The 26,366-nt window shown below is 36.0% G+C and carries 24 protein-coding genes; 19 read left to right on the top strand and 5 right to left on the bottom strand.

Annotated features, from left to right (window positions below; translation table 11 throughout):
• The first annotated feature begins 100 nt into the window (after positions 1-100).
• The 3 genes from cdaS to U9M49_RS06010 all read left to right on the top strand — a co-directional run bounded on the left by cdaS (position 101) and on the right by U9M49_RS06010 (position 3,232).
• Positions 101-700, top strand: a complete 600-nt coding sequence (gene cdaS, locus U9M49_RS06020; protein WP_322909487.1) for a sporulation-specific diadenylate cyclase CdaS — start codon at positions 101-103, stop codon at positions 698-700.
• A 71-nt stretch (positions 701-771) separates the two neighbouring features.
• On the top strand, positions 772-2,373 hold the full coding sequence (locus U9M49_RS06015) for a catalase (protein ID WP_095372992.1): 1,602 nt from the start codon (positions 772-774) through the stop codon (positions 2,371-2,373).
• 199 nt (positions 2,374-2,572) lie between these two features.
• On the top strand, positions 2,573-3,232 hold the full coding sequence (locus U9M49_RS06010) for an SOS response-associated peptidase (RefSeq protein ID WP_095372993.1): 660 nt from the start codon (positions 2,573-2,575) through the stop codon (positions 3,230-3,232).
• 38 nt (positions 3,233-3,270) lie between these two features.
• Here U9M49_RS06010 and U9M49_RS06005 read toward each other — a convergent pair whose 3' ends face one another.
• The 4 genes from U9M49_RS06005 to U9M49_RS05990 all read right to left on the bottom strand — a co-directional run bounded on the left by U9M49_RS06005 (position 3,271) and on the right by U9M49_RS05990 (position 4,338).
• Complete coding sequence (locus tag U9M49_RS06005) at positions 3,271-3,552, bottom strand: iron-sulfur cluster biosynthesis family protein (RefSeq protein ID WP_322909486.1); 282 nt, start codon at positions 3,550-3,552, stop codon at positions 3,271-3,273.
• A gap of 5 nt (positions 3,553-3,557) precedes the next feature.
• On the bottom strand, positions 3,558-3,752 hold the full coding sequence (locus U9M49_RS06000) for a hypothetical protein (protein WP_157733958.1): 195 nt from the start codon (positions 3,750-3,752) through the stop codon (positions 3,558-3,560).
• A gap of 275 nt (positions 3,753-4,027) precedes the next feature.
• Positions 4,028-4,165 (bottom strand): hypothetical protein, encoded by a 138-nt coding sequence (locus U9M49_RS05995; protein ID WP_180316959.1) that lies wholly within the window; start codon positions 4,163-4,165, stop codon positions 4,028-4,030.
• Positions 4,166-4,191: 26 nt separating this feature from the next.
• The gene (locus tag U9M49_RS05990) at positions 4,192-4,338 is read right to left on the bottom strand and encodes a Fur-regulated basic protein FbpA (RefSeq protein ID WP_224938446.1); all 147 of its coding nucleotides are present in this window, start codon (positions 4,336-4,338) and stop codon (positions 4,192-4,194) included.
• 182 nt (positions 4,339-4,520) lie between these two features.
• On the opposite strand from U9M49_RS05990, the gene U9M49_RS05985 reads away from it, so the two are divergent.
• From U9M49_RS05985 to U9M49_RS05955, 7 genes are all read left to right on the top strand, one after another.
• Positions 4,521-4,859: a MerR family transcriptional regulator gene (locus tag U9M49_RS05985; protein ID WP_095372996.1), complete on the top strand. Its 339-nt coding sequence runs from the start codon at positions 4,521-4,523 to the stop codon at positions 4,857-4,859.
• Positions 4,860-5,171: 312 nt separating this feature from the next.
• A complete protein-coding gene (locus U9M49_RS05980; protein WP_322909485.1) occupies positions 5,172-5,930 on the top strand; it encodes a threonine/serine exporter family protein in 759 nt (252 codons plus the stop codon).
• 28 nt (positions 5,931-5,958) lie between these two features.
• Positions 5,959-6,408, top strand: coding sequence for a threonine/serine exporter family protein (locus U9M49_RS05975; protein WP_095373663.1), 450 nt, complete (start codon positions 5,959-5,961; stop codon positions 6,406-6,408).
• Between the two features lie 61 nt (positions 6,409-6,469).
• Entirely contained in the window at positions 6,470-8,080 is a 1,611-nt protein-coding gene (locus U9M49_RS05970; RefSeq protein WP_322909484.1) for a glycoside hydrolase family 3 protein, read from the top strand.
• A 73-nt stretch (positions 8,081-8,153) separates the two neighbouring features.
• Positions 8,154-9,866: an ABC transporter ATP-binding protein gene (locus U9M49_RS05965; protein ID WP_322909483.1), complete on the top strand. Its 1,713-nt coding sequence runs from the start codon at positions 8,154-8,156 to the stop codon at positions 9,864-9,866.
• A gap of 144 nt (positions 9,867-10,010) precedes the next feature.
• A complete protein-coding gene (locus U9M49_RS05960) occupies positions 10,011-10,877 on the top strand; it encodes a carbon-nitrogen hydrolase family protein (RefSeq protein WP_322909482.1) in 867 nt (288 codons plus the stop codon).
• A 150-nt stretch (positions 10,878-11,027) separates the two neighbouring features.
• Positions 11,028-11,228 (top strand): hypothetical protein, encoded by a 201-nt coding sequence (locus U9M49_RS05955; RefSeq protein ID WP_191817260.1) that lies wholly within the window; start codon positions 11,028-11,030, stop codon positions 11,226-11,228.
• A 180-nt stretch (positions 11,229-11,408) separates the two neighbouring features.
• Here U9M49_RS05955 and U9M49_RS05950 read toward each other — a convergent pair whose 3' ends face one another.
• Entirely contained in the window at positions 11,409-11,885 is a 477-nt protein-coding gene (locus tag U9M49_RS05950) for a hypothetical protein (RefSeq protein WP_095373002.1), read from the bottom strand.
• Positions 11,886-12,044: 159 nt separating this feature from the next.
• Between U9M49_RS05950 and U9M49_RS05945 the strand changes: the two genes are divergently transcribed.
• The 9 genes from U9M49_RS05945 to U9M49_RS05905 all read left to right on the top strand — a co-directional run bounded on the left by U9M49_RS05945 (position 12,045) and on the right by U9M49_RS05905 (position 26,248).
• The gene (locus U9M49_RS05945; RefSeq protein ID WP_322909481.1) at positions 12,045-15,140 is read left to right on the top strand and encodes a DEAD/DEAH box helicase; all 3,096 of its coding nucleotides are present in this window, start codon (positions 12,045-12,047) and stop codon (positions 15,138-15,140) included.
• Positions 15,141-15,743: 603 nt separating this feature from the next.
• A complete protein-coding gene (locus U9M49_RS05940) occupies positions 15,744-17,006 on the top strand; it encodes a C40 family peptidase (RefSeq protein WP_095373004.1) in 1,263 nt (420 codons plus the stop codon).
• Positions 17,007-17,401: 395 nt separating this feature from the next.
• Positions 17,402-18,085 carry a FadR/GntR family transcriptional regulator gene (locus U9M49_RS05935; RefSeq protein ID WP_307313439.1) on the top strand — a complete coding sequence of 228 codons (684 nt, stop codon included), beginning with the start codon at positions 17,402-17,404 and terminating at the stop codon, positions 18,083-18,085.
• A gap of 64 nt (positions 18,086-18,149) precedes the next feature.
• The gene (locus tag U9M49_RS05930; protein WP_233435389.1) at positions 18,150-19,469 is read left to right on the top strand and encodes an FAD-binding oxidoreductase; all 1,320 of its coding nucleotides are present in this window, start codon (positions 18,150-18,152) and stop codon (positions 19,467-19,469) included.
• Complete coding sequence (locus tag U9M49_RS05925) at positions 19,470-20,810, top strand: (Fe-S)-binding protein (RefSeq protein ID WP_095373007.1); 1,341 nt, start codon at positions 19,470-19,472, stop codon at positions 20,808-20,810.
• Positions 20,807-22,264 carry an FAD-linked oxidase C-terminal domain-containing protein gene (locus U9M49_RS05920; protein ID WP_307313442.1) on the top strand — a complete coding sequence of 486 codons (1,458 nt, stop codon included), beginning with the start codon at positions 20,807-20,809 and terminating at the stop codon, positions 22,262-22,264. Before U9M49_RS05925 ends, U9M49_RS05920 begins: the two co-directional genes overlap by 4 nt.
• A 109-nt stretch (positions 22,265-22,373) precedes the next feature.
• Complete coding sequence (locus U9M49_RS05915) at positions 22,374-24,551, top strand: malate synthase G (protein WP_095373009.1); 2,178 nt, start codon at positions 22,374-22,376, stop codon at positions 24,549-24,551.
• Positions 24,552-24,667: 116 nt separating this feature from the next.
• Entirely contained in the window at positions 24,668-25,444 is a 777-nt protein-coding gene (locus U9M49_RS05910; protein WP_095373010.1) for a fumarylacetoacetate hydrolase family protein, read from the top strand.
• A gap of 33 nt (positions 25,445-25,477) precedes the next feature.
• A complete protein-coding gene (locus U9M49_RS05905) occupies positions 25,478-26,248 on the top strand; it encodes an IclR family transcriptional regulator (RefSeq protein WP_095373011.1) in 771 nt (256 codons plus the stop codon).
• Positions 26,249-26,366: the final 118 nt, after the last annotated feature.

The raw sequence follows: 26,366 nt of genomic DNA, 5'->3' as shown, positions 1-26,366 counted from the left end.
TTTTTTTACCTAAAACTAACAACAGAAAAAGAACATAATTAACGACTGATAAATCAAAATATGATATAGAGAAAAAATATCCCCGCGAAAGGAGAAAAAAATGCAATATGGTTTAGAAGACTACCAGAGCACACTTGAACAATATATAAAGGATATCGAGGCTCAGCTTTCTCACTTATCAAATATTAATATTGGCGTTGATTGTTGCATTTTAACCGAGTTTGAACAGCTCCAACAAATCGTGTCTGATGCCCATAATCTAACTGCGACTTATTACTTGCAGCATTATTTATCACCGTTTACAAACCATTTTTCTAGCATATCATTAGCGGGGCAAACACTATCGAACAAAGGTCACGGTGGCTTAATCATTATCGAGCGCGAAGTGGATGTTACGCCTTTTATCCATAATGGCATTCAAATCGATGCAAGGGTGAGTCAAGCTTTAATAGAAACGATTTTTTATCCAGGTGGTCCTGTACATGATGGAGGAACATTAATTCGTGGTGATATAATCATTTCAGCTGGAAATATTCTTCCTTTAACCAATATGGAAATAGATGGGCGCGTTCTAGGTACACGACATCGGGCGGCCCTTGGTTTATCGGAACTTACAGATGCGGTTATCTTAGTTGTATCAGAAGAGTCTGGCCGTATTTCTTTTGCTTATAAAGGAGAGTTATTTGTTGTTCGTCCATAAATTTATACATAGAAAAGGTCTAACTTGCACATATTACTCAAGGAAAGATATGTAAAAGGAGGCTTTTTTCTATGAATAATGATCATAATGGTGAAAATGAAAAATTCGAACAAGAAGAAACCTTGACTAACCGCCAAGGACATCCGGTTACTAATAATCAAAACATACGAACAGTAAGTAACAGAGGACCAGCGACACTAGAAAATTATGATTTTATTGAAAAAATTAGTCACTTCGACCGTGAGCGTATTCCAGAAAGGGTCGTGCATGCAAGAGGTGCTGGCGCTCATGGTTATTTTGAAGCGACAGGCATGGCAGGTGACGAACCAGTATCTAAATATACAAGGGCAAAACTTTTCCAAGAAAAAGGAAAGAAGACACCCGTGTTTGTTCGTTTTTCATCTGTTATCCATGGTGGTCACTCACCGGAAACACTTCGAGATCCGAGAGGGTTTGCAACAAAATTTTATACAGAAGATGGGAATTGGGACTTAGTAGGTAATAATTTAAAAGTATTTTTTATTCGGGATGCGATGAAGTTTCCTGACATGGTGCATGCATTTAAACCAGACCCATTAACCAATATTCAGGATGCAGAGAGGTTTTTTGATTTTTGTGCTAATTCACCTGAAAGTTTCCATATGGTCACATTTCTTTATTCACCTTGGGGAATACCGGCAAACTATCGCCAAATGCAAGGCTCGGGTGTGAATACATATAAATGGGTTAACGCAGAAGGGGAAGCGGTACTTGTAAAGTATCATTGGGAACCGAAGCAAGGGATTAAAAATTTAACACAAGAGGAAGCAGAACAGATTCAAGCAAAGAATTTTAATCATGCTACACAAGACTTATATGACGAAATTGAAAAAGAGAATTATCCTGAATGGGATTTTTTCGTTCAAATCATGAGTGATGATGCGCATCCAGAATTAGATTTTGACCCCTTGGATGATACAAAATTATGGCCGGAGGATCAATTTCCATGGCTTCATATTGGTAAGATGGTGTTAAATAAGAATCCGGAAGATTATTTTAATGAGGTCGAACAAGTTGCCTTCGGAACGGGGGTACTCGTTGATGGTCTTGATTTTTCTGATGATAAAATGTTGCAAGGTCGGACATTTTCTTATTCAGATACGCAAAGGTATCGTGTTGGACCTAACTACTTGCAATTACCTATTAATAAGCCGAAAACAAATCAAGCGACAAATCAGCGTGGAGGACAGATGTCTTACTATGTCGATAAAGCACCTGGTCAAAATCCGCATGTTAACTATGAACCTTCTAGTTTAGGTGGTTTAAAAGAATCAGAGCAATCCGGTAAAGAGCATACACCAAAAATCAGTGGTGAGCTCGTTCGAGAATCGATTGATCGTAATGATAATACAAAACAGGCTGGACATACCTTCCGTGAATTTGAGGACTGGGAAAAAGATGAATTGATATCAAACTTAGTGAATGATCTTTCCACATGTGCTAAGGTGTTACAAGATAAAATGATTACATTAGCTGAATCAGCGGATGATGAATATGGCAAGAGGCTAAGAGAAGGTTTAGCGAATGCTCGGAAAGAGGAAGGGGTGCATAAAGGTCGTCCACTTGGTGATAAAGATGGCGATGACGCACCCGGACATGCTGAACAGATGGGGCATGATGCAGATCGTTATTAATGAAAGGAGGGCTTGTTGCCCTTCTTTTTATTTTATTGGAATTAAAAAGTAACTATGAGCGTTACTACTCACGTAATTAAGGTCATGAAAAAAGGTTGTTAGGGTAGAAAATAGATTTCTTTGGATTGCTCAGGCAGCTATATTTTTACGGTTTTGAATATGAGTGGTATATGCTTTTAATAAGAAAGGGGTTGTCATCATGTGTGGTCGATTTACCTTATCTGAAGAAGTGTTCATTCTACAAAAAACATTTGAGTTTTATTATCATGATGAAGCGGATTTACCCAGGTATAATATTGCACCGGGGCAAAAAATTTTAACTATAGTAGAGGAGCAAGGAGAGAAAATTGGGAGGAAAATGACATGGGGTTTCATACCACCGTGGGCAAAAGCAAAACGTAATAGCACTTCATTCATTAATGCACGTGCAGAAACAGTGGATGAGAAACCTAGCTTTAAGCACTCTTTCCATACAAGGCGCTGTTTAGTCTTAGCTGATGGCTTTTATGAATGGAAGAAAATAGAAGGTGGTAAAAGCCAGCCTTTTCATTTTACATTGCTTGAAAATAAGCCGTTTGCGATGGCGGGAATCTGGAGCGAATATAGACAAGGGGACGAACTTTTTACATCATGTTGTATTTTAACCACAACCGCAAATGAGATCATGTCGTCTGTTCATCATCGTATGCCGGTCATGTTAACAGGTAATGAAGGTGATAAGTGGATGTATAGCAAAGATAAACAACAGCTGAAATCATTATGCAAACCTTTTCAAAGTGAAGAAATGCAAATGGTTAAAGTCTCAGAATTGGTGAATTCTGTGCATAATGATTATCCTGAGCTACTGAATAGTTTATAATCTAAAAAAATTGTTCAAGAGCTCCTTCTTGAACAATTTTAGAATGGTTGTACTAGAGGATGTGGATGGCGTATAAAGAATCCACCATCGTTATAATCAATCATTGTATCCCGTAGATAAGGTAAATCTGTAGGGTGGTATATGACTTGCACTGAATCATGTGTATAGATAGCGTCTTGTGTTGTGATTGTATCGGTTAGTGTAAGATCATATTTTCGTTGGTTACAACAAGGGGTCGTAATTCGAAAGCGAATCATTACGTTGTCTTGACCGCTCCATTCTAAGAGTGCCCGTGTGGCCTCTTTTGTAATTGCAAACAAGTTACTCAACTCCTGTTTTTTTGCGCTCTGAATTTTATTAATTTCTCTTTGAAATGAGACCATCTCTTGATTCGAGTTGTGTTTTCATCATTTTCACGGGTTTGATAAAAAAGTGAACGATGAACTACATAATGTATAACTTCTTCAATGATAATTAATCCTACTAAAATACTTAAGGCAATAGTTAACCAAATTGGCAATTATAACCCTCCTAATAGTGGGAATATATTAATCAGTATGAGGAAAATCTGAGATGACTTTAATATTCATTTTATCATATTTTTCGTACAACATGGTTGTATATAAACAGAATGGCTGGATAAATAAAAAAAGAAACGAGCTCAATCGAAGACTATTACTAGAAATTGAGTTCGTTTCTTTATATATAAATGGTTACGTAAATAGGAATAAAATAATTAACATGTTCCATAATCTCTACATAATTAGTTAGAGAATTTAACAAAATAGCCCGATTTTAACTGTTTTGTACAAGGCGAAGAAGTTTATGAGCATCATCTCCTGTAAGAGCCGCATAATACTCCCATATCTCGTCTCTTAATAAGTCGAGTTCAATAATTTTTTTCGCTAATTGAACTGCTTCTTCATTTTCCATTTGTTAAATCCCCCAATTAATTTTGATTATTTAATTGATAAATGTTTTTTTGATAATCCCTCAAGTTCAGAGAGTGTTAAGCTTTGAAGTTTCTGATCGTGCAAACCGTATTCTTGTAATAACTTAATCAAATAATTTCGTTTCTTTTCTACCGCTTTACGTAAATATTGCATTTTTATCTGCTCCTTTAAATTGATGATGATGTCATTCTAAAACGTTTGTTATAAAAAATCATCTGAATTGTTAGATAATCTAACATGGTTTATTTTATGTTATTTTTTTTAACATAACTAGTGAAATTTTTTAACAATTCTGTATAATAGAAATAAAACCTTAAAAATAGGGTGGTCTGCAGATGGAAAATGAATGGTCATATAAGGAAAGAAAAGTCATTTCAATTGGCGCTGTTAGTGAACTTACTGGATTAAGCGAAAGACAAATTAGATACTATGAAGAACGGAAATTGATATTTCCTTCAAGGTCTGATCGTGGTAATCGCAAATATTCTTTTTCGGATGTAGAAAGGTTAATAGATATTGCAAATAAACGAGAAGAAGGTGTGAGAACAGATGAAATTCGCATGGAATATAAAAAAGAAAAGGTGAAAGAAGATCGCGAAACAAGAAAGAAAATGATACAAGGACAGCTCAATGCGAGATTTATGGGGCAAAATAATGGAAAGAGATTTAATTGATATTTGAAAAGAATAGATGGTGACAGGGTTCTTTTAAACAGGATGACGAAAGTAGTCTCCGTTTTTAAAGCCCTTTTTTTATATCGTAAGTTACAGAATAGGATGTTAATGGTATTCTGTTATATATGATGACATAAATACATATTCTATGAGAAATGAAGGCTGTCCCTCTATATTGCTTTTAGAAGGGATTATTAAAATAATTCTGTATTTCTGCTCAATACTTCCTTATTTTAACGAATTCGTATACGATGGATAAGCGTAATTGTGGACCTTCAGAATAAGGTTTTGACGACATGGAGGGATATTTCTTTGAGTAAAAATAATGAACATGTGTTTGAAGTAATTGAGCTTTGTTTATTAGCGGGTAAAATTATGCTGCAATCCGGAGCAGAGACATATCGAGTGGAAGACACAATGACGAGAATAGCGGAAGCATTAGGTATTCCTAATTCACATAGTTATGTTACTCCTACAGGAATTGTTTTTTCGACTGATGACACCAACCCAGCGAAATTAATCAGAATCTCAGAACGATCTACAGATCTATATAAGGTGACATTAGTAAATGGTGTATCGAGAAAAGTAAGTAATGGCGAACTGACAAGACAAGAAGCATTTGAAAAGTTAATGGAAATTGAAAAGGCAAATTATACATTTCCAATTTATCAACAGGTACTTGCAGCGGCTATTGCTAGTGCTTGTTTTATGATTATGTTTTTAGGCCAGTGGCATGATTTTTTTCCTGCCTTTATTACTGGTGGTGTTGGTTTCCTTTCTTTTATTTTTTTGCAGAGAGTAGTGCAAATTCGCTTCTTTTCTGAATTTCTTGCTTCTCTAATTATTGGTGTGATCTCGATGCTTTTTGTCAAAATCGGAATAGGCGAACAACTGGATAAAATCATTATTGGCTCGGTCATGCCACTCGTACCTGGATTACTGATTACTAATGCTGTGAGAGATTTGATGGCGGGGCATCTTGTTTCAGGGTTATCCAAGGGCGCAGAAGCGTTTTTAACGGCATTTGCTATAGGTGCTGGGGTGGCAGTTGTCTTTGCAACAATGAGTTAAATGAAAGTGAGGTGCGAAATACATGACAATGGTTATTACACATTTGTTTACAAGTTTTATTGCGGCAGCATCGTTCGGTGTCATTTTTAATGCGCCAAGAAAATCATTATTGCGTTGTGGGTTTGTTGGTATGATTGGCTGGATCATCTATATAATTCTTGTGAACAATCATTATGATGCGATCCCCGCTTCGTTAATTTCTGCAGTGTTCATTTCAGCAATTAGTCATATTTTCGCAAAAATCTATCGCACGCCAATAATTATCTTTAGTGTTGCTGGTATAATTCCATTGGTTCCAGGTGGTATTTCCTATGATGCAATGAGACATTTTGTGTTAAATGATTATAATATGGCCATCCAATTGGCAGCAAAGGCATTTATGATATCAGGTGCGATTGCGGTGGGACTTGTCATTGCAGAAGTGTTTTTTCAATTGTTTATGAAAGCAAAACATAAAATAACGTCCAGAAACACATAATAGAGAGGAGGTGCGCATAGCACCTCTTTTCTATTAATTAATGAAAAGATGTGAATGCAGGATGAGGCGTGTCATATTTTGTATTTGTTTTATGTTTCTATTGCAAAATGCATTGGGGGTTCAAGCTCTAACTATAGAAAAAGCGAACGTACCACAGCAACTCCATGAAATGAGTTTAGAGGAAAAAATAGGGCAAATGTTGATGATAGATTTTAATCAAACAGTCGGGAGCGGACAAATAGGTGTAAATGATTCAATTATTCGGGTAATAGACCAAATCCAACCTGGTGGGATCATTTTTTTTAAGGAAAATATTCAATCGATGGAACAAACAAAGCGATTTACAATGGAATTACAGCATCGCAATCGTGGAATTCCTTTCTTAATAGGTGTAGATCAAGAAGGTGGGGAAATTGTGAATAGACTCCCTTTCTTAACAGAAATGCCAGGAAATATGGCATTAGGAGCTAGTAGTGATCTTGGACTTACCAAGCGTGTCGCCTCAGTATTAGGACAGGAGTTGGATTCACTAGGGTTTAATATGAACTTCGCACCTGTGGTTGATATGAATAGTAATCCTTTAAATCCGATCGTAGGTGTCCGCTCTTTTGGGGAAAATCCATACTTAGTTGCAAAAATGAGTGCAGCTTTTATGGAGGGGCTCCATGAAGCAGGAATATTTGCTGTAGCAAAGCATTTCCCGGGTCATGGTGATGTAACGGTTGATTCTCATAAAGGGTTACCCACTGTGTCTAAATCTATCGAGCAATTAAAGAAAAATGAGCTCATACCTTATCGATTTTTAATAGATAATGGTATTCAATCCATTATGACTGCTCATATTGCTTTTCCAGCTATTGAGAAGTCAATATATCCAGCATCACTATCTCACGCTATAACAACGAATCTTCTGCGGCAAAGTCTTGGGTTTAATGGAGTAGTTATAACAGATGCCCTAAATATGCAAGCGGTAGCGAGCACTTTTACAGCAGCTGATGCCGCTATTTCAGCTGTTAATGCTGGTGCAGATATATTATTAATGCCAACGGAAGCATTAACTGTTAAGCGGGCACTAATAAATGCCGTCAAAACAGAGGTTATTAGTGAGGAAAGAATTGATTTATCTGTGCTAAGGATTCTAAAATTGAAAGCACAGTTATTTAAAGAGCATAACACGATTGATGTCATACGATCTAAAGAACATCTTAAGGTAGAAAAAGAAGCGGCTGAAAAAGGGATTACAATTATAAAACGCGATGAAACGCTCCCGATTCAAAAAAATGAGAGGGTAGCATTCATAGATGATGGCAGTAATCATCAATCGAACAAACTGTTAACAGAAATGTTAGTTAATGCGGGAATCACCGTTACAACAGAAGAAGAGGCAGAACGACTCATTTATATTTTACATCATAAAAAAGACGCGTTATTGAATAACAACCTACAAAAAGAAAAGAAGCCAATAATAGTGATTTCGACTACAACTCCTTATCACTATGAACAATGGGAATTTGTACAAGGATTTATTTCTACATTTAGTCAATCGAGAGCTAGTATACAGGCAGTAAGTGATTATCTTATAGGGGAATTGTTAGCAACAGGATGTTTACCAGTTTCAATATACGATTCAACAGGAAAAGTGATTGTAATGAGCGAACAGGAATGTAAATAAAGGAAAAAGGTATTGTAACTTTTATCTTCGAAGCATATAATCCAAGATATATTTTGAAAGTTAGGAGAATAGCATGTTTAGAAGATTTTTGACTTATTATTTACCTCATAAAAGACTATTTATTATTGATTTTAGTTGTGCAATTATCGTTGCTCTACTAGAATTAGCTTTTCCATTAGCTGTTAGTTGGTTTGTAGATGAATTACTACCAACCAACAATTGGTCGATGATTGTTGCGGTTAGTGCGGGTTTGTTTGCTCTTTATTTTACGAGTACTGGGCTACAGTTTGTTGTTAACTACTGGGGACATAAACTTGGTATTAATATTGAAACAGATATGAGACAGCAACTATTTACACATGTGCAGAAGCAATCTTTTCGTTTCTTTGATAATACGAAAACCGGTCATATTATGAGCCGGACAACCAACGACTTAATGGATATTGGTGAGTTAGCCCACCATGGACCAGAAGACCTTTTTATTGCAGCGATGACTTTTGTCGGCGCTTTTTGGATCATGTTAACAATTAATGTGAAGCTTGCGCTAGTAGCAATATTTATTGTACCGTTCCTTGTATGGCTCATTGCATATTGTAATATTTCTATGAATAAAGCTTGGAGAAGAATGTATACAGAAATTGCCGAAGTGAATGGTAGGGTTGAAGATAGTGTTTCTGGTGCCCGTGTTGTTCAGTCTTTTACGAATGAAGCTTTTGAAATTGAAAGATTTACAAAGGATAATAGAAGGTTTCGTTCGGCTAAACTTCGTGGCTATAAAGTCATGGGGATCACATTATCTGGCGTCTATTTCCTCACGAGAGTGTTAATTCTGTCTGTTTTAGTTTTTGGTGCTTGGTTAGCTTTCAATAATCAGTTAGCACCAGGAGAGTTGGTCGCTTTTGTATTGTATGCTAATCTTTTATTAAAGCCGATTGATAAAATTAGTGCGTTAATGGAGCTCTATCCAAAAGGAATGGCAGGGTTCAAGCGTTTCACCGAAATGATTGATCAAGAACCAGATATAAATGATAAGCCTGATGCAATAGAAGTTGATTCATTACAAGGGAATATTACCTTTAACGATGTCACATTCGGGTACAATGATACTCAAAAAGTTTTACAAGAGTTGAATTTTTATATTCAATCTGGACAAACGGTTGCCTTTGTTGGTCCTTCAGGCGCTGGGAAGTCTACGATTTGTTCATTAATACCTAGATTTTATGATGTTGATAAAGGAGCCATCACGATTGATGGTATCAACATTCAAGATATGACGAAAAACTCTTTAAGAAATCAAATTGGTATCGTTCAACAAGATGTCTTTTTGTTTACAGGCACTATTAAAGAGAATATTGCTTATGGCAAGTTGGATGCAACGGAAGAGGAAATCATATTAGCAGCAAGTAAAGCCCACCTAACGCAATGGATTGATACGTTACCTGATGGTTTCGAGACACAAGTTGGCGAGAGAGGGTTGAAACTTTCTGGGGGACAAAAGCAACGTTTAGCCATTGCGAGAATGTTTTTGAAAAATCCACCGATTTTAATCTTAGATGAAGCCACTTCAGCACTTGATACCGAAACTGAAAAACTCATCCAGTCGGCCTTAACTGAGTTATCTAAAGACAGAACGACACTTGTTATAGCCCATAGATTTGCCACGATTAAAAATGCCGATAAAATCATGGTTGTAACTGAAGATGGTATAACCGAAGAAGGAACTGAAGAAGAGTTACTCGCTCTTGAAGGGATATTTGCGAACCTACATCATGTGCAGTACCAATAAATAAAGGTTGTCAAAGTGAAAAATATTTATCATAATAAAAGTTATGAGAAAATTAAAGAAAGACTTGACTTGTTTACCCGGTAGAAAGAATGCGGCTTTTCTTTCTCTGGGTTTTATTATGCCCAAAAGATAAGGAGGATGACAATGAAGATGAGAGTTTCTAGTGTGCAGTATCATTTGCATACGATTCGTTCGTTTGAGGATTTTGCTCGACAATGCAAACACTATATTCTTACTGCAAAAGAGTTTGATTCTGAGTTTGTATTGTTTCCAGAATTTTTTACTACTCAATTACTATCAATTGGTAGTGAAACGGGTGAAAGTTTATCCATTGCAGAATTACCAGGTTTTACGAAACAATATCAATCGCTGTTTACTCAATTAGCTGCTGAAACAAATATGCATATGATTGCAGGGACTCACGTAATCAGGCGAAATAATCGTCTTTATAATATGGCCCATCTTTTTTACCCGGATGGAAGGATAGAAGAACAAGCAAAGCTTCATTTGACACCCACTGAAATATATGAATGGGGCATAACAAAGGGTGAGGACTTAAGAGTTTTCGATACAGAAAAAGGTAGGATTGCGATTCTTACATGTTATGACATAGAATTTCCTGAGATTGTCCGTATGGCAGTAGCGAAAGGGGCAGATGTTATTTTTTGCCCATCGTGTACAGATGACCGCCATGGTTTTCATCGCGTCAGATATACTTCTCACGCAAGAGCAATCGAAAATCAAATCTATGTAGTAGGTGCAGGGACGGTGGGATCACTTCCCACAGTTGATTTTATGCGTGCAAATTTTGGACAAGCAGCTATCATGACACCAAACGATATACCCTTTCCTCCGCAAGGTGTTTTAGCAGAGGGGGAATTAAATAATGATATGATTATTACAGCAGACATCGATCTTCATTTATTGGATGAAGTAAGAAAAAAAGGATCTGTTACAACTTGGCGTGACCGGAGAACGGATTTATATTATGATTGGGGAAAGGCAAGATAGGATTATTGAACATGTCATTGGTTTTCCACTAAGAACTGTGAGTATGTGTCCATATTTAGGGAGAACCTTGAGATAAACAAACGAGTTAAAACTCAGTAACAGATAAAAATAGGATTGGATTAAATTATGGTTTCGATAGGCGGTGTTGTTGTGAAAAAATATCCTGGCTTTCTTCTTATATTTATAGGTATTGTTTTACTCTATTTTTCCTTTAAACTAGATGTTTCGCCAATCGTAGCGATTCTATTATTGCTTTCAAGTTTAATCGCTAATATCGCAGGTACGGTTGTATTAGTAAAGCTAATTATTACAATTCAAAGGAAAGCAGCCGAATTGAATAAAGAAGAATGATTAGAAGGGTTCGCTCTATGTTCGAACTACCTTACGAGTGTGGTGCTGAGAAATCAATTAAGGGCAAACACTTAATGAATATATATGAGTGCCAAAGGATAGAAAAAGTCAGTCCCGTATATGAGTGTTAACGGGACTGACTTTTTCTTTTTATCTATCGTCTTTATAAGTTTATCTCTACTATTCAATCTCCATCTTTTTTTCTGTACCATCAGCAAATATACGGTATTCTTCAATTTTCTGCTCATCGTTTACATAATAGAGTGCTGCACTTCTAATATTTTTGTTATCATCAAAATCAAAGTATATAATGGCCTCTAATTGTTTATTTTTTAACGCATCCATATCGACGAGCTGATAATCAGCATCTAATGAATAATGTTCATCATGTTTAAAATCATAGCGAAAAGAGGGTAAGCCGTACATATCATCATTCATTTTTTGATCAGGCTGACCAAACTGATCGATTACGTCTTGTTCTGTCAGGTCGCTATGTAGTTTATCTTTTAATGTCGAAACGATATTTGCTTGTTCTTGAGTAGTCACATTTTCAACTGTAGTATCCTTTGCTGCCACCGGTTCCCCATTTGGTACCGCAGTTAAGTTCAGAAATAGGACGAATGTTAGGACGGATAAGGAAAGTATAAACTTAAACATTTAATCTCCTCCGTTTATATTTTCTGTTGCTACTATTCATATTTCCTTTTATACACTTTCAAAACATCAATTCAACAATTAATAGAAAGTTTTTGCTATACAATCTTTATGTATAGGTTTGTTATAATAGAAGAACATTTGAAAAAAGGAGCATGATTTGTGGAATTGAACCTCACTGACAAGATGATTATTGAAAGATGTGGAGCTGTTTCTTATAAGCGCGGTAAAGCTTTTTTCTCTGCAGGGAAAGTCAACTTTATAATAGAAGAAGAAAACAAAATCTATGCAGTTGTTAAAAGCGGAGAACACTTCAATGTAGAAGTAGAACGGATAGATGGTGAGATACAATCAAAGTGTAGTTGCCCTCAACTCTCTTCTTATCGTAAAGAATGTCAGCATCTAGCAGCTGTTTATATTGCCTGTCAAAAAAAGAACAGAGTGAGAGCGGACTCAGATGCGAATCAACTATTCTCCTTATTTGCAAAAGAGATTCCGGAAGTAAATGAACAAGCCCATTTTGAGTATAGAAAAAAATTAGATATACATATACAATGCTGTACGGTGACATGGAAAAATGAAGCAAGGCTAGCGATATCATTTATCTATCAAGGTCTACCTATTTCGTCCCCTCTCGATTGGTTCCGTTCTTTTATGGAAGGAAGGGTTTACAAAGAAAGTAATGGATTTCTATTGGATGCTACTAAACATTATTTAGCCGAGCCAATCGTCAATATTATGCAACTATTAGAGAATGCAGAAAGAAAGCACGAATGGTTATTCATTCCTTCATTAACTTGGGAAAAAGTAATGGAGAACATCATTCAGTTAGAAAATAGTCACTTTAAAGAAGAGAACAAACAGTTACAAACGATGAGATTAACAGATCAACCTTTACCCATCATTTTTGAACTCTCTTATAACGAAGAAGAAAATATGGCTATTTTATCTTACAATCATAATGATTCTTTTCAGCTTTTACCATATTATCAAGCTGTATATAAAGAGGGATGCTTTTATCATTGGCCTAAACATGACTTTAGACGTTTAACTGAATTGTTAAAGATGATGCAGGAAGATAAAAAATTGATGATTGCTGATGAACAAATCTCATTTTTCTTAAATAAAGTAGTGCCTGGGTTAAAGAGGCTTGCGACCATAACCATAGCTGATACGATTAAAAAGCAATATATGCAAGCCCCCTTAGTGGCAAAGCTTTATTTAGATCGCTTAAATCATAAATTATTAGCTAGTCTGGAGTTTCATTACGGCAAATTAAGTTTTAATCCATTAGATGACGAAAAAGCTAAAAAGGTTCTATTTAGAAATAAAGAAGACGAGGAGCAAATCCTCTCTTTAATGGAACAGGCCTCTTTTACAAAAACGGATGAAGGTTATTATATTCAAAATGAAGAATTGGAATATCATTTTTTAATGCATATTTTACCTGATTTACAAGAGCATGTACGTATATACACGACTACAGCCATAAAGATGAGGATTGATAAAGGTAAAACGCGTCCAGTTATTAGAGTGAAAATGAAAAAAGATCGAATGAATTGGCTGCAATTTAAATTTGATATTGAAGGAATTCCTGAGCAAGAAATTAAAGAAATCCTAACTGCAATTGAACATAAAAGAAAATACTATCGCCTCAAGAACGGGGCATTATTATCATTAGAAACAGAAGATTATCAACAAATTAAGGCTTTTTTGAACGAAGTACCTCTGCAAGCTGAAAATTGGAGTGAAACGACACTTGTACGTGGCTTACAGCTTATTGCAAAAACGAAGGAAGAAACGATTGCCTTTGAAGCATCTATAAGAAATTTTCTTCAAGATTTTAAAAATCTTAACGAAGATGACTACCCTCTACCAGGGAATTTTTCGTCCATATTAAGGCCCTATCAAATAGAAGGTTATCAGTGGATGAGAAAGCTGGCAGAAAACCAATTTGGTGGAATTTTAGCAGACGATATGGGGCTTGGGAAAACGGTACAAGCGATTACTTTCATCTATTCTTATATAGATGAAATAAGACATAAACAGTCACCTGCTCTTATTGTATGCCCCTCATCCGTACTTTACAATTGGTTACAAGAATGGATGAAGTTTGTACCGGATATGAAAGTTGTGATTTTAGATGGCAAACAGAGCGAAAGACAATTAATACGTAAAGATATTCATGTAGCAGACGTAGTTATTACATCATATACGTTAATAAGGAAAGACATTCATTGGTTGAAAAATGAACGTTTCCACACGATTATCTTTGATGAAGCACAAAGTTTTAAAAACCCATTAACAGAAACACATAAATCTGTAAAACAATTATTATCACAATATAAGTTTGCACTAACAGGTACACCGATAGAAAATGCAATCGAGGACTTATGGTCTGTCTTTCATATTATCTTCCCAGATTTATTTCTCGGCTTACAACAATTTAGTGAACTAAATAACGCTGCGATTGCCCGAATAATTCAACCTTTTGTTTTACGAAGAATGAAAACAGAGGTATTGGAAGAGCTTCCAGTTAAGGAAGAAAAAATCGAAAGAATAGATTTATATAAAGAACAACAAAAAATTTACTTAGCGTATCTAGCCAAATTGAAAGAAGATACATTAAAGCATTTAGATAAACGGACGTTAAGGAAAAATCGTATTAGAATTTTAGCAGGACTAACGAGGTTAAGACAGTTATGTTGTCACCCGGCATTATTTGTAGAAGGCTATCAGGGACGCTCAGCTAAACTAGATCATTTATTGACTTTATTACAAGAAGCAAAACAGGCGAATCGCCGTGTGCTCATTTTCTCTCAATTTACGAGCATGCTTGAAATTATCAGTAGTGAACTCTCCTTTCAAGGGAAAGAATTCTTTTATTTAGATGGTCATACAACCGCAAAGGAAAGAGTAGAAATGTGTGAACGGTTCAATAGCGGGGAAAAGAATCTTTTTCTGTTATCATTAAAAGCTGGTGGTACTGGTTTGAATTTAACAGGTGCAGACACTGTTATTTTATATGACACATGGTGGAATCCAGCAGTTGAAAGCCAGGCAGCGGACCGTGCCTACCGCATCGGTCAAAAAAAAGATGTCGTTGTCGTGAAATTAATTGCTAAAGGTACGATTGAGGAAAGAATGGAAGAAATGCAGTATCGCAAAAAAGATTTAATTCATACAATTCTTGACCGGGAAACAGAAGACTTTCTTACGGAAGAGGATCTATTACATCTTTTAGATATAAGAGACTAATGGGTCTCTTTTTTTTGTTTCTGGTCTCTTGCTTAGGTGTTATAAAGGCAAGTAATATTCCTAGTTCATCCACTTAATGTTGTTCATCATACAAATATTTCACTTTTGTATATAAAGAAGAAAGTCTACCAATTTTAAATTGGAATTCTATAGTTTTCGCTAGCTAGCTCACTCAATAATATAACTCAATACCTTTACGTATTTATTTAACCTGTGTCTATTCTAAAGGAGTTAATCATTGAAATGTTGAAGTGAATATGTTTTCATGGAGACTGAATTAAATAATTGAAATAACTAGATTTTTACAGATGAAGCATCCGTCTTTATTAGGCCAAAGAGATTAGGAGAAAGGTGCAAAAAAATACAAGTTTTTAGGAAAAAGTTTCAGTTTGTAATAAAAAAATGATGAAATATGTCGGATTAGTAATATATTTGTAACATTGCTATTACCTGAATGTCAAAAAGGGATGATATAATGCATTTTGTACTAGATAATATACCGACATATAAAAGTGAACTATAGTAAAAAAAACATAGAAAAATAGACAATATAGATAAAACATACATAAAAAGGAAAAATGTTAAAAAGGCAGGGGAAAATGAGTGAAGAAAAAGATTATCGCATTAAACACAACAATTATGTTAGGCCTTGGAGCCTTCGCACTTCCAGCAGTGAACGCAGAATCTCTGGATGACATTAAAAAAGAACGCTCTGATGTCAAATCTGATCTTTCTAAAGCAGAAAAAGAACTTGCAGCAGTATTAACAGAATTAAATGGTTTAGAAGAGAAAATCGCAAAAGTAGACCAAGCAGTAGCCGATAACGAGAAAATTGTTAAAGAAACAGAAAAAGAAATTGAAGAAGCTAAAGCAAAAATAAAAAAACTTGAAGAAGAAATTAAAGTCATTCAAGAAAGAATTGACAAAAGAAGTGAAATCTTAAAAGAGCGTGCAGTGGCTATCCAAAATAGTGGTGGTTCTAACGTTAACTATATTGAAGTCCTTCTAGGTTCTACTAGCTTCAGTGATTTTGTTGATCGTGTTGGTGCGATTTCTAAAATTGTCGATGCAGACGAAGAATTATTAATTCAACATGATAAAGACAAAAAAGAAGTAGAAGAAAAGAAAGCAACAGTAGATAAAGAGTTAACTACACTAAATGAAAAAATGACTGATCTTGAAGGTATGCGCGAGCAACTAAAAGAACAGGAAGCACAAAATGATAAGCTAAAAGCTGAATTAAAAGAAAAAGAAGAAGTTGCAGCTGAAAAAAAATCTAAGTTACAAGCTAAAGATGTTGATCTAGCAGCAATGCAAGCTGAAATTGAGAGTAGCATGGCGAGACAAGCTCCTGTAGAAGCAAGTGTTACAAATAATGAATCAACTTCAACTTCAACAAATACTACAAACTCTAATAGTAGTTCTAAATCTAAGTCTTCAGCAAAAGCATCTTCTGCACCAGCATCTACAACTGTTGGTAGCGGTATGCAAGCAGTTATTTCAGCAGGTAATAAATACATCGGAAATTCAGTTTATGTATTTGGCGGTGGTCGCTCAGCATCTGATATCGCTGCAGGTCGTTTTGATTGTTCTGGGTTCGTACATTGGGCATTTGCTCAAGGTGGCTATAGTGTAGGTGCTAGTACGGATGCATTGAAAAATCAAGGTACACCAGTTCCAGCAAGCCAAATGCAACCTGGGGATATGGTATTCTTTAATACGTATAAAACAGATGGTCATGTTGGTATTTATATCGGTGGCGGTAAATTCATCGGTTCACAAAGCAGCACAGGTGTAGCCATTGCTGATATGTCAAGTGGTTATTGGGCAAAAGCATTTAACGGCCGCGTTAACCGCATCAACTAATCTATCATTTGAATTTTTGAAAGAGCGTCTTGTTACGAATGTAATAGGGCGCTTATTTATTTTATACCCAATTCTGTTCTCGTCTTAAACATGGATCTTGAAACCTAATCATAATCGGTAAAGGAGAACAAGCTAGTACTAAGTTGTATTATCCCATCAAATAATAGATCAGCACTTAAATGATTGTGGTGTTTTTCAAACTTCCTGTTTTATTCTCCTCAGCTATCGTATTCTCTATGTAAATAGGTTCCAAGTAAAATTGTAAATCTGACTTATCTTCTATAAGTAGTTATAAAATTATCAGTTAATTCTAAAAATAGTTGCAATTATTCTTATTAGGTGTTTTAATAAAATTAACTTATCTGATATGTGATATATAACAGGATGTGATGATTTTGGCAATTGAAAAGATTGAGACGAAGAAAGTCTCACATATTATTGAAGAGAAGTTAGAGGAAATGATTCTCGATGGTCAATATCAAATCGGTGAAAAACTTCCATCAGTCCGCATGCTTTGTGAGTCTTTTGGTGTCGGGAGATCAGCGATTCGAGATGCAATCACTGCATTGAAAGGGAAGGGATTAGTTGAGGTAAAACAAGGAGAAGGTACTTATGTGAAGGCGTTTGATGTTCATACATTGCTGGGGAGTAAGTATTGGAATTTGTATGAAAAGGATATACAAGAACTCTTTCAAGCACGTAAGATCGTCGAGGTAGGTTTAGCGGAATTAGCTGCCAATCACAGATCAGAAAAGGATGTAGAGGATTTACATTATATACTTACAGCAAAAAAGGGGTGGGAATCGGATTTTTTATTTCACCAAAAGCTTGCTTGTATTGGAGGTAACACAGTTTTAATGCAATTTATAGACTTCATATCAGCACCATTGAAGCAAACGCTAGTAAAGTTCCATCAATATATACAGAACAGTACAGAAAAAGGTTCAATCATTGAAGCCCAACATAGGAACATTTTCCAAGCAATTAAGGAACGAAATAGCAAAAAAGCTTCAGAAGAAATGCTGGTGCATTTGACCACAGTCGAAGATATGTTACAAGAGACATCTACTATGGAGTAAAAATTTTTCGCTATTTAAAAAACGGTGTTTTGTAATAGCGAACAATAAGGAGGTAAGGAAATTGATGAATGAGGTGCTTTCTATAGCGGAGTATTTAACAACTTATAAACTAGACTATGAAATGTCTCAAGCTGATTTGTATGGTAATAGTGGACAATACACCGTATATCCAACCTCAGAAGAAGAGTTAAGTGCAATATTCGCTTTTGTTCATAAACATCAATTCACGGTCAATATCCAAGGTGCTGGATCTAAAAGGGGTTACGGTGGATTAATTGATCAAGCTGATTTACTTATTTCAATGGAAAAATTTACGGGAATCGTTGAACATCATAGTGGAGATATGACTTTAACCGTTAAAGCAGGAACGAAACTTGAGGATGTTCAACGTTATTTAGAGGATTTTAATCAAAAGTTAGCACTAGATCCCTTTATGCCTCACGTAAGTACAATTGGTGGAGTGATAGCAAGTAATGATAGTGGACCGAAGAGACTAAATTATGGATCCGCCAGAGACGCAGTCATCGGTTTAAGAGTAGTATACCCAGATGGTAAGGTGATTCGTACAGGTGGTAAAGTAGTAAAGAATGTTGCCGGCTATGACATGAATAAGTTGTTTATTTCTTCAATGGGGACACTTGGAGTGATAACAGAAGTCACGGTTAAATTACGTCCACTGGCAAAGAGTACAGCCACTTGCATCATATCTTTTCAAGGTGAAGATAGAAATACGATTTATTCTTTTACTAGAAATTTATTAAATAATAGTATTGAACCAATTAGTTGTGAGTTACTTGATCCTATTGTTTCATATAATATTAGCGGCATAAATAAACTTTCCTTACTCGTAAGCTTCGAAGATGTAGAAAAATCGGTGGAATATCAAATAAAGTATATTCAAAGTTTGATAGAAGAAGAAATGAAACTGACTATTCTTAGAAATAGTGAGGAAAAACAGTTATGGGACCGACTTTATCATCTGCCTATTGATAAAGAGGATGAGTATAACAACGGTGAAAAAATCTTTGCTGTTGCTAAAATAGGTACAATCAATCTAAACGTTATAGACATTCTCCTAAAAGTAATGGAGATTAGAAGAAATACCAACATTGATATTTATACGCATGGAGGAGTCGGTCATGGCTTGATGCAGCTATATATCAAGGGGAAAGAAAGTGAAATGATTGAAGCGCTTACAAAAATGAGAGAAGTAACAAATGAAAATGGTGGTTATTGTATCATAAAACATTTACCGCTAGCTCAAAGGTTAGTGTTTGATACATGGGGAGAAACGAAAGGTGCTCATTATTTACTAGAAGGAATTAAAACGAAGGTCGATCCAAAAAAAATCTTAAACCGTAAACGTTATGTAGGGGGGATATAGGTGACAGTCTCACAACAAAAATCAAAGCAACCAGCTTGCAAAGACGGGGTGAGCAATTATTTGTGGAATGATGCGCCTGATGAAACGAAATGGGCAGATTGTGTGCATTGCGGAATGTGTTTAGAATCTTGTCCAACCTATGAACAAACAGGTCAGGAACAGCATTCGCCAAGGGGAAGAGTTTATTTAATTAAGTCTGTGGCAGAAGGGAAATTAACGGTAAATGAAGAGTTTATGGATCCTGTATTTGCATGTTTAGATTGTCGAGCTTGTACAACAGCATGTCCGGCTGATGTTGATGTTGGTGGATTAATTGAAGAAGCACGTGGGCAAGTAAGGCAAGCTATTCCTCTAAAAGGATGGAAAAAGTCTGTAAACAAGTTATTTTTACATGGGATATTTCCACATGAAAATCGTCTGCAAACTTTAGGTGGACTGCTGAAGTTCTATCAAAAAAGTGGAATGCAAACATTGGTTAGAAAAACGAAACTCATTCAAATAATGCCTAAACATTTAGTTGATATGGAAGGGGTCATGCCAAAGATTCATTCATCAGTAAAGAAAAAACATCGTAACGGATCAGTAATTAAAGCGAAACAAGAAACTAAACGTGAAGTGGCGATGTTAACTGGTTGTGTAATGGATGTTATGTTTAGTGATGTCAATGAATCTACTATAAACGTGTTAACACGTAATGGTAATGATGTCCATATTCCTCAAAATCAAACGTGTTGCGGGGCTTTACATGTTCATGCAGGTGATCGAGATATGGGTAGAAAACTGGCAAAACAAAATATTCTTGCCTTTGAGAACGACGATACAGTAATTGTCAATGCAGCGGGATGTGGCTGTATGATGAAAGAATATGGTGAATTATTTAAAGAGGAGCCAGAGTGGCGAGAAAAAGCAGAAGCGTTAGCAGATAAAGTGGAGGACATCTCGAAGTTCCTTTATGATACAGGTTATGAAAAGCCAAAAGCTTCCTTGAATAAAAGAATTACTTATCACGATGCCTGCCATCTTGCTCATGGTCAAGGTGTGAGAGAGGAACCACGAGATTTGTTATTAAATATTCCTGGAGTAGAGATGGTCCATATGCCGAATGCAGATCGTTGTTGTGGGAGTGCAGGTATTTATAATATTACCAACCCTGAAATGGCGGGAGCTGTATTAGCAAGTAAAATGGAAAACGTGCCAGATGATGTCGAGATGATTTCCATGGGGAACCCCGGCTGTATGTTGCAAATGGCCATTGGTGTGAAAAATCATGGGCGCAGTCAAAAGGTTGTTCATACCGTTCAACTATTAGATTGGGCTTATCAAAAGGAGAGTAGAGGATGAAGAAATGGAAATTAAAAACAAAAGATCGACATATTCATGGACTCTCTCAATTGTTAAATGATAAACAGGCTATTCTTTATCATAAAGAAGATTTAATCAGTTATGATTGTGATGGGTTTACGATTCATAAATCATTACCAAGAGCGGTTGTTTTTCCTCATTCAACCGACGAAGTGGCACGTATTGTCAAGTATTGTCATGATCATTCCTTACCTTTTTTAGCGAGAGGTGCGGGTACAGGGTTGAGTGGTGGAGCGATTCCCCTTAATAATGAGGTCATTATTAGCATGGTTAAAATGAAAAGATTAATTGACATTGACCTTGATAACAGGAGAGCAGTTGTCGAGCCTGGTTATGTGAATTTGAAACTCACAAATCAAATTATTGAACGCGGATATTACTATGCACCAGATCCATCGAGTCAATATTGCTGTACCATTGGTGGGAATGTGGCAGAGAATGCTGGAGGTGCCCATTGTTTAAAATACGGTGTGACAACAAACCACATTTTAGGGTTAGAATTAGTTCTACCAAATGGAGAAATAGTTGAAATCGGTAGAAACGGTATTTTAGATGAACCTGGTTATGACCTATTAGGCCTTATTACAGGTTCAGAGGGTACATTAGGTATTGTAACAAAAATCATAGTCAGAATATTAAAAAATCCAGAAGGAAAACAAACCGTGTTAGCCTATTTTGATGATATTGAAGACGGTAGTCAAGCAGTATCGGATATCATTTCAGCAGGTATTGTTCCGGCAGCACTTGAAATGATGGATAAGACAGCTATTGAAGGAGTAGAAGCAGCGGCCTTTCCGGTTGGTCATCCGAAAGATATAGCAGCTGTTTTATTAATCGAAGTAGATGGTATTGCAGCAGGAATCGATGAACAAATTGAGCAAATTTTATCGGTTTGTCGCCATCGTAATGTTAGAGAAGTAAGAGCAGCAAAGGATGAAAAAGAACGGGCAGCATGGTGGGCTAATAGAAAAACAGGATTTGGTGCAATGGGGGCAATATCACCTGATTATCTTGTTCAAGATGGCGTTATCCCACGTAGTAAATTACCTGAAGTTCTTCGAAGAATTAATAAGATCAGTGAAGAATATGACTTGCGAATTGCCAACATATTTCATGCTGGGGATGGGAACTTACACCCGCTCGTTTTATTTGACGCGAGAGTTCCTGGCGAAACAGAGAAAGCGCTGGCAGCTGGTAGTGCATGTCTAAAAGTGTGTGCAGATGTTGGTGGAACAATTACAGGTGAACATGGAGTAGGTATTGAAAAGAGGGAAGAAATGCGGTTCGTTTTCACTGATGAAGAAATTGCAGCACAAACGGATATTCGATCTGTGTTTAATACGGATAATCTTTTGAATGCTGGCAAGTTATTTCCGTCTCCAAGTAGATGTGCAGAAGTGAAAAAAGAAATAAAAGAGAAAATTATTGGATGAATAATCGTAAGAATAATCTAAAAATCATTGAAGCGATCAGTCAATCATGGTATATTTTTTTTAGAATAATAGAAACAGTGTTTTGTAATAACAAACAAGGAGGATTATCATGACGCAATATGTAGAAAAAGGCAGTCTTAAAATCGCGGAGGAATTATTTCATTTTATTGAAAAAGAGGCATTACCAGGAGCAGAGGTAGATTCAGAACAATTTTGGCAAGGATTTGAAAAGTTAATTGCCGATTTAACTCCGAAGAATAAACAGTTACTACAAAAAAGAGAAGACATACAAACAAAGATTAATGAATGGCATACAACACAAAAAACGTTTGATGCGAAACAGTATAAGCAGTTTTTAGAAGATATAGGCTACTTGCTCCCAGAAGCTGATGATTTTGAAATTACTACTCAAAATATTGACGATGAGATTGCCATTCAAGCAGGACCACAATTAGTTGTTCCAATTAATAATGGGCGCTATGCAATTAATGCTGCCAATGCGAGATGGGGCAGTCTATATGATGCTTTGTACGGCACAGATGCGGTTAGTACTGAAGATGGGGCAACGAAAGAAGGTGCATACAACCCTATTCGTGGAGAGAAAGTAATTGCTTTTAGTAGAAACTTTTTAGATGAAGTAATCCCATTACAAGAAGGCAGTCATAAAGACGCGATTGCTTATACTGTTGAAGCCAGTGAACTAGTTATTACATTGAATAGTGGGACAAAAGAATCTCTTCGTAATAAAGCATTATTTATCGGTTATCGCGGGACAGAAACAGAACCAACGGCCATTCTTTTGAAAAACAATCAACTACATTTTGAGATTCAAATTGATCGTCAACATCCAATTGGAAAAACCGATGATGCCGGAATTAAAGATATTTTATTAGAAGCTGCAGTTACAACGATTATGGATTGTGAAGATTCAGTTGCAGCAGTTGATGCTGAAGATAAAGTACTTGTATATCGTAATTGGTTAGGATTGATGAAAGGAGATTTAACTTCTACATTTAAAAAAGGTGACCGATCGATCACAAGGGCTATGAATGATGATCGTGAATATTTGGCACCTAATGGAGATACCTTTTCGCTTAATGGACGCTCACTCATGTTTGTCAGAAATGTGGGTCACTTAATGACAAATGAGGCGATATTAACAGAAAATGGTGAGGAAATTCAAGAAGGAATTTTGGATAGTGTGATTACTTCACTAGCAGCAAAACATACATTACTTGGAAATGGAAAATATCAAAATAGTAAAAATAATTCTATCTATATCGTAAAACCTAAAATGCATGGTCCAGAAGAAGTGGCTTTTGCCAATGAGCTTTTTAACCGAACAGAAGATTTATTGGGACTCGATCGTTATACATTGAAGATAGGTGTAATGGATGAAGAAAGAAGAACTTCTTTAAACTTGAAATCTTGTATTAAAGAAGTAAAAGAGAGAGTTGTATTTATTAATACAGGATTTTTAGATCGTACCGGAGATGAAATGCATACCTCAATGGAAATGGGCGCAATGATTCGTAAAAATGATATGAAGTCAACAAAATGGCTGCAAGCATATGAAACATCTAATGTGTTAACAGGGCTTTCTACCGGTTTTAAAGGGAAGGCGCAAATAGGAAAAGGTATGTGGGCGATGCCTGATTTAATGGCAGCCATGCTCGAACAAAAGGTGGCCCACCCTAAAGCTGGTGCAAATACAGCTTGGGTTCCTTCACCGACTGCAGCTACACTTCATGCCCTTCATTATCATCAAGTAGATGTGGCTAAAGTACAGCAATCATTATCAGTGAAAAAGACTGACTTAAGAGACGAGATACTTGCCATACCAGTGGCAAAGGATACTAATTGGACTGGGGAAGAAATCCAAGCCGAGTTGGATAATAATGCACAAGGGATATTAGGATATGTCGTTAGATGGGTTGATCAAGGCATCGGTTGCTCAAAAGTCCCAGATATCAATAATATTGATTTAATGGAGGACCGAGCGACTTTAAGAATTTCGAGCCAACATATGGCGAATTGGTTGCATCATGGTATTGTATCAAAGGACCAAGTGATGACTACTCTAAAAAGAATGGCGAAAGTAGTGGATGAACAAAATGCGGATGATCCATTGTATTATCCGATGGCACCGAACTTTGAGGAATCTGTTGCTTTTCAAGCTGCATGTGAACTAGTTTTTGAAGGAGTTAAACAGCCAAGTGGATATACCGAACCAATTTTACACCGTCGTAGAATTGAGGCAAAAGCGAAGTTTGCTGTAAAACAGTAAAAAAATAATGAATAAAAGAGTGGTTCGTTTGTGGCCACTCTTTCTAAATATAGTAAGAAGAGTGGGACTTGAAATTGTAATTTAAAACTTAAATGATTGTAGTAGGAGGATTTTAAATGAAATTTGTAAGATTTACGATTAATAATCAATTATTACAAGGTATCATTGAAAATGGGGAGATCAAAGAAATCTCAGGTGATATATTCAATAAGTGGGAAGAGACAGGCACCTATTATGATCAAAGTGATGTTAAACTTGTTTCTCCTATTGTTCCCACCCAAATTATCGGAATCGGTGCAAACTTTGTTAGTGATAAACAAGAACTACCAGAGGAATTACCAGCAGTTCCAGTGTTTTTCTTTAAACCGGTATCATCCGTAATCGGTCCGAATGAAGAGATAATCATTCCTAAAGGGATTGATCAAGTTAAATTTGAATCAGAATTGGCAGTAGTGATTGGTAAAGAAACAAAAGATGTCGCTGAAGAAGATGTGTTTGATCATATTTTTGGTTATACGATTGGTAATGATGTAACAGCTCCTCAATTTTTCCATCAAGACGGTCATTGGACGGTCGGTAAAGCATTTGATACTTTTACTCCTCTTGGGCCAGTTATAGAAACAGAGCTTAAGCTAGAAGAAACTCGCATTAGAGCCAATCTGAATGGTCAATTAAAGCAAGATAGCCCACCTGAGTTAATGATTATTTCTATACAAAAGATGATTGCTTTTCTATCGAAGGTAATGACTTTGAGGGCTGGAGATGTTATCCTTACTGGAAGCCCTGTAGGCGCCGAATTGATTGGTGAAGGTGATATAATTGAATGTGAGATTGAATCAATCGGTCAGTTAACAAATACAGTCGTAAGAAGTAAAGCGGAAGTAAAGTCATAAATGATTTTTGTAGGTTTTGATTGAGGTGAAGGTATGGAAAGAGATAATATGGTGAAATCGGTAAGTAGAGCGCTTGATATTATTGATATGATCAGCTTAAGAAAGTACGGTATGGGTGTGACTGAAATTGCAAATGAAATGGATATCAATAAAAGCTCCGTACACCGCATATTATCAACTCTTGTGAAGTATGGTTATATCGAGCAAGTAAAAGATTCAGGCAAATATAAAGTAGGTTACAAAATATTAAATATTAGTACTAGATTGCTTGATTCAATAGATATCCGCTCAGAAGCGAAGCTTTATTTACAGGATTTGGAGCAAAAGACGAATGAAGTCATTCATCTAGTGGTACCAGATAATGACGAGGTAGTTTATATCGAAAAACTCGATGGGAATGAAGCATTGAGAATGCACTCATCTGTTGGCAAACGTGCGCCTATGCATTGTACATCTGTTGGTAAAGCGATATTAGCACATCAACCAGTACAAGTAGTCAAAGATATTATACAGAGAAAAGGGTTGAAACCTCATACAGAGCATACAATTACAGATGAAATGGCATTGTTAGAAAATTTAAAGATGATTAAGACAAAAGGTTTTGCTCTTGACTTAGAGGAAAATGAAAACGGAATTGTGTGTATTGCTGTTCCAATATTTGACTATCAAAACAATGTATGTGCTGCGATCAGTGTATCCGGTCCATTAATAAGAATGTCACAAGAGCGTTTGCAGGAACTCGCTCCCTTTATGGTTGATATTGGAAAGAGTGTTTCTATACGGTTAGGGTATTTAGATGAATAGTCATCTTTCAATTAGTAAAAACGCTCCCTTATAAAAAAGGGAGCGTTTTTACTTTTTTAGACGAATAACACTTGTTATTACCTCATCTGTTGATCAATCATTCTACTTCTTAAAAACT

The sequence above is a fragment of the Cytobacillus sp. OWB-43 genome (assembly GCF_034651445.1).
Taxonomy (GTDB): domain Bacteria; phylum Bacillota; class Bacilli; order Bacillales; family Cytobacillaceae; genus Cytobacillus; species Cytobacillus kochii.
The sequence above is the reverse complement of the archived record's forward strand: the minus strand, read 5'-3'. Positions and strand labels throughout refer to the sequence as shown.

Excerpts from the sequence above, each read along its gene's own strand:
- cdaS (WP_322909487.1), top strand. The coding sequence starts at position 101 with ATGCAATATGGTTTAGAAGACTACCAGAGCACACTTGAACAATATATA.
- U9M49_RS06015 (WP_095372992.1), top strand. The coding sequence starts at position 772 with ATGAATAATGATCATAATGGTGAAAATGAAAAATTCGAACAAGAAGAA.
- U9M49_RS06010 (WP_095372993.1), top strand. The coding sequence starts at position 2,573 with ATGTGTGGTCGATTTACCTTATCTGAAGAAGTGTTCATTCTACAAAAA.
- U9M49_RS05995 (WP_180316959.1), bottom strand. The coding sequence starts at position 4,165 with ATGGAAAATGAAGAAGCAGTTCAATTAGCGAAAAAAATTATTGAACTC.
- U9M49_RS05990 (WP_224938446.1), bottom strand. The coding sequence starts at position 4,338 with ATGCAATATTTACGTAAAGCGGTAGAAAAGAAACGAAATTATTTGATT.
- U9M49_RS05985 (WP_095372996.1), top strand. The coding sequence starts at position 4,521 with ATGGAAAATGAATGGTCATATAAGGAAAGAAAAGTCATTTCAATTGGC.
- U9M49_RS05975 (WP_095373663.1), top strand. The coding sequence starts at position 5,959 with ATGGTTATTACACATTTGTTTACAAGTTTTATTGCGGCAGCATCGTTC.
- U9M49_RS05970 (WP_322909484.1), top strand. The coding sequence starts at position 6,470 with ATGAGGCGTGTCATATTTTGTATTTGTTTTATGTTTCTATTGCAAAAT.
- U9M49_RS05965 (WP_322909483.1), top strand. The coding sequence starts at position 8,154 with ATGTTTAGAAGATTTTTGACTTATTATTTACCTCATAAAAGACTATTT.
- U9M49_RS05960 (WP_322909482.1), top strand. The coding sequence starts at position 10,011 with ATGAAGATGAGAGTTTCTAGTGTGCAGTATCATTTGCATACGATTCGT.
- U9M49_RS05950 (WP_095373002.1), bottom strand. The coding sequence starts at position 11,885 with ATGTTTAAGTTTATACTTTCCTTATCCGTCCTAACATTCGTCCTATTT.
- U9M49_RS05930 (WP_233435389.1), top strand. The coding sequence starts at position 18,150 with ATGAATGAGGTGCTTTCTATAGCGGAGTATTTAACAACTTATAAACTA.
- U9M49_RS05920 (WP_307313442.1), top strand. The coding sequence starts at position 20,807 with ATGAAGAAATGGAAATTAAAAACAAAAGATCGACATATTCATGGACTC.
- U9M49_RS05915 (WP_095373009.1), top strand. The coding sequence starts at position 22,374 with ATGACGCAATATGTAGAAAAAGGCAGTCTTAAAATCGCGGAGGAATTA.
- U9M49_RS05910 (WP_095373010.1), top strand. The coding sequence starts at position 24,668 with ATGAAATTTGTAAGATTTACGATTAATAATCAATTATTACAAGGTATC.
- U9M49_RS05905 (WP_095373011.1), top strand. The coding sequence starts at position 25,478 with ATGGAAAGAGATAATATGGTGAAATCGGTAAGTAGAGCGCTTGATATT.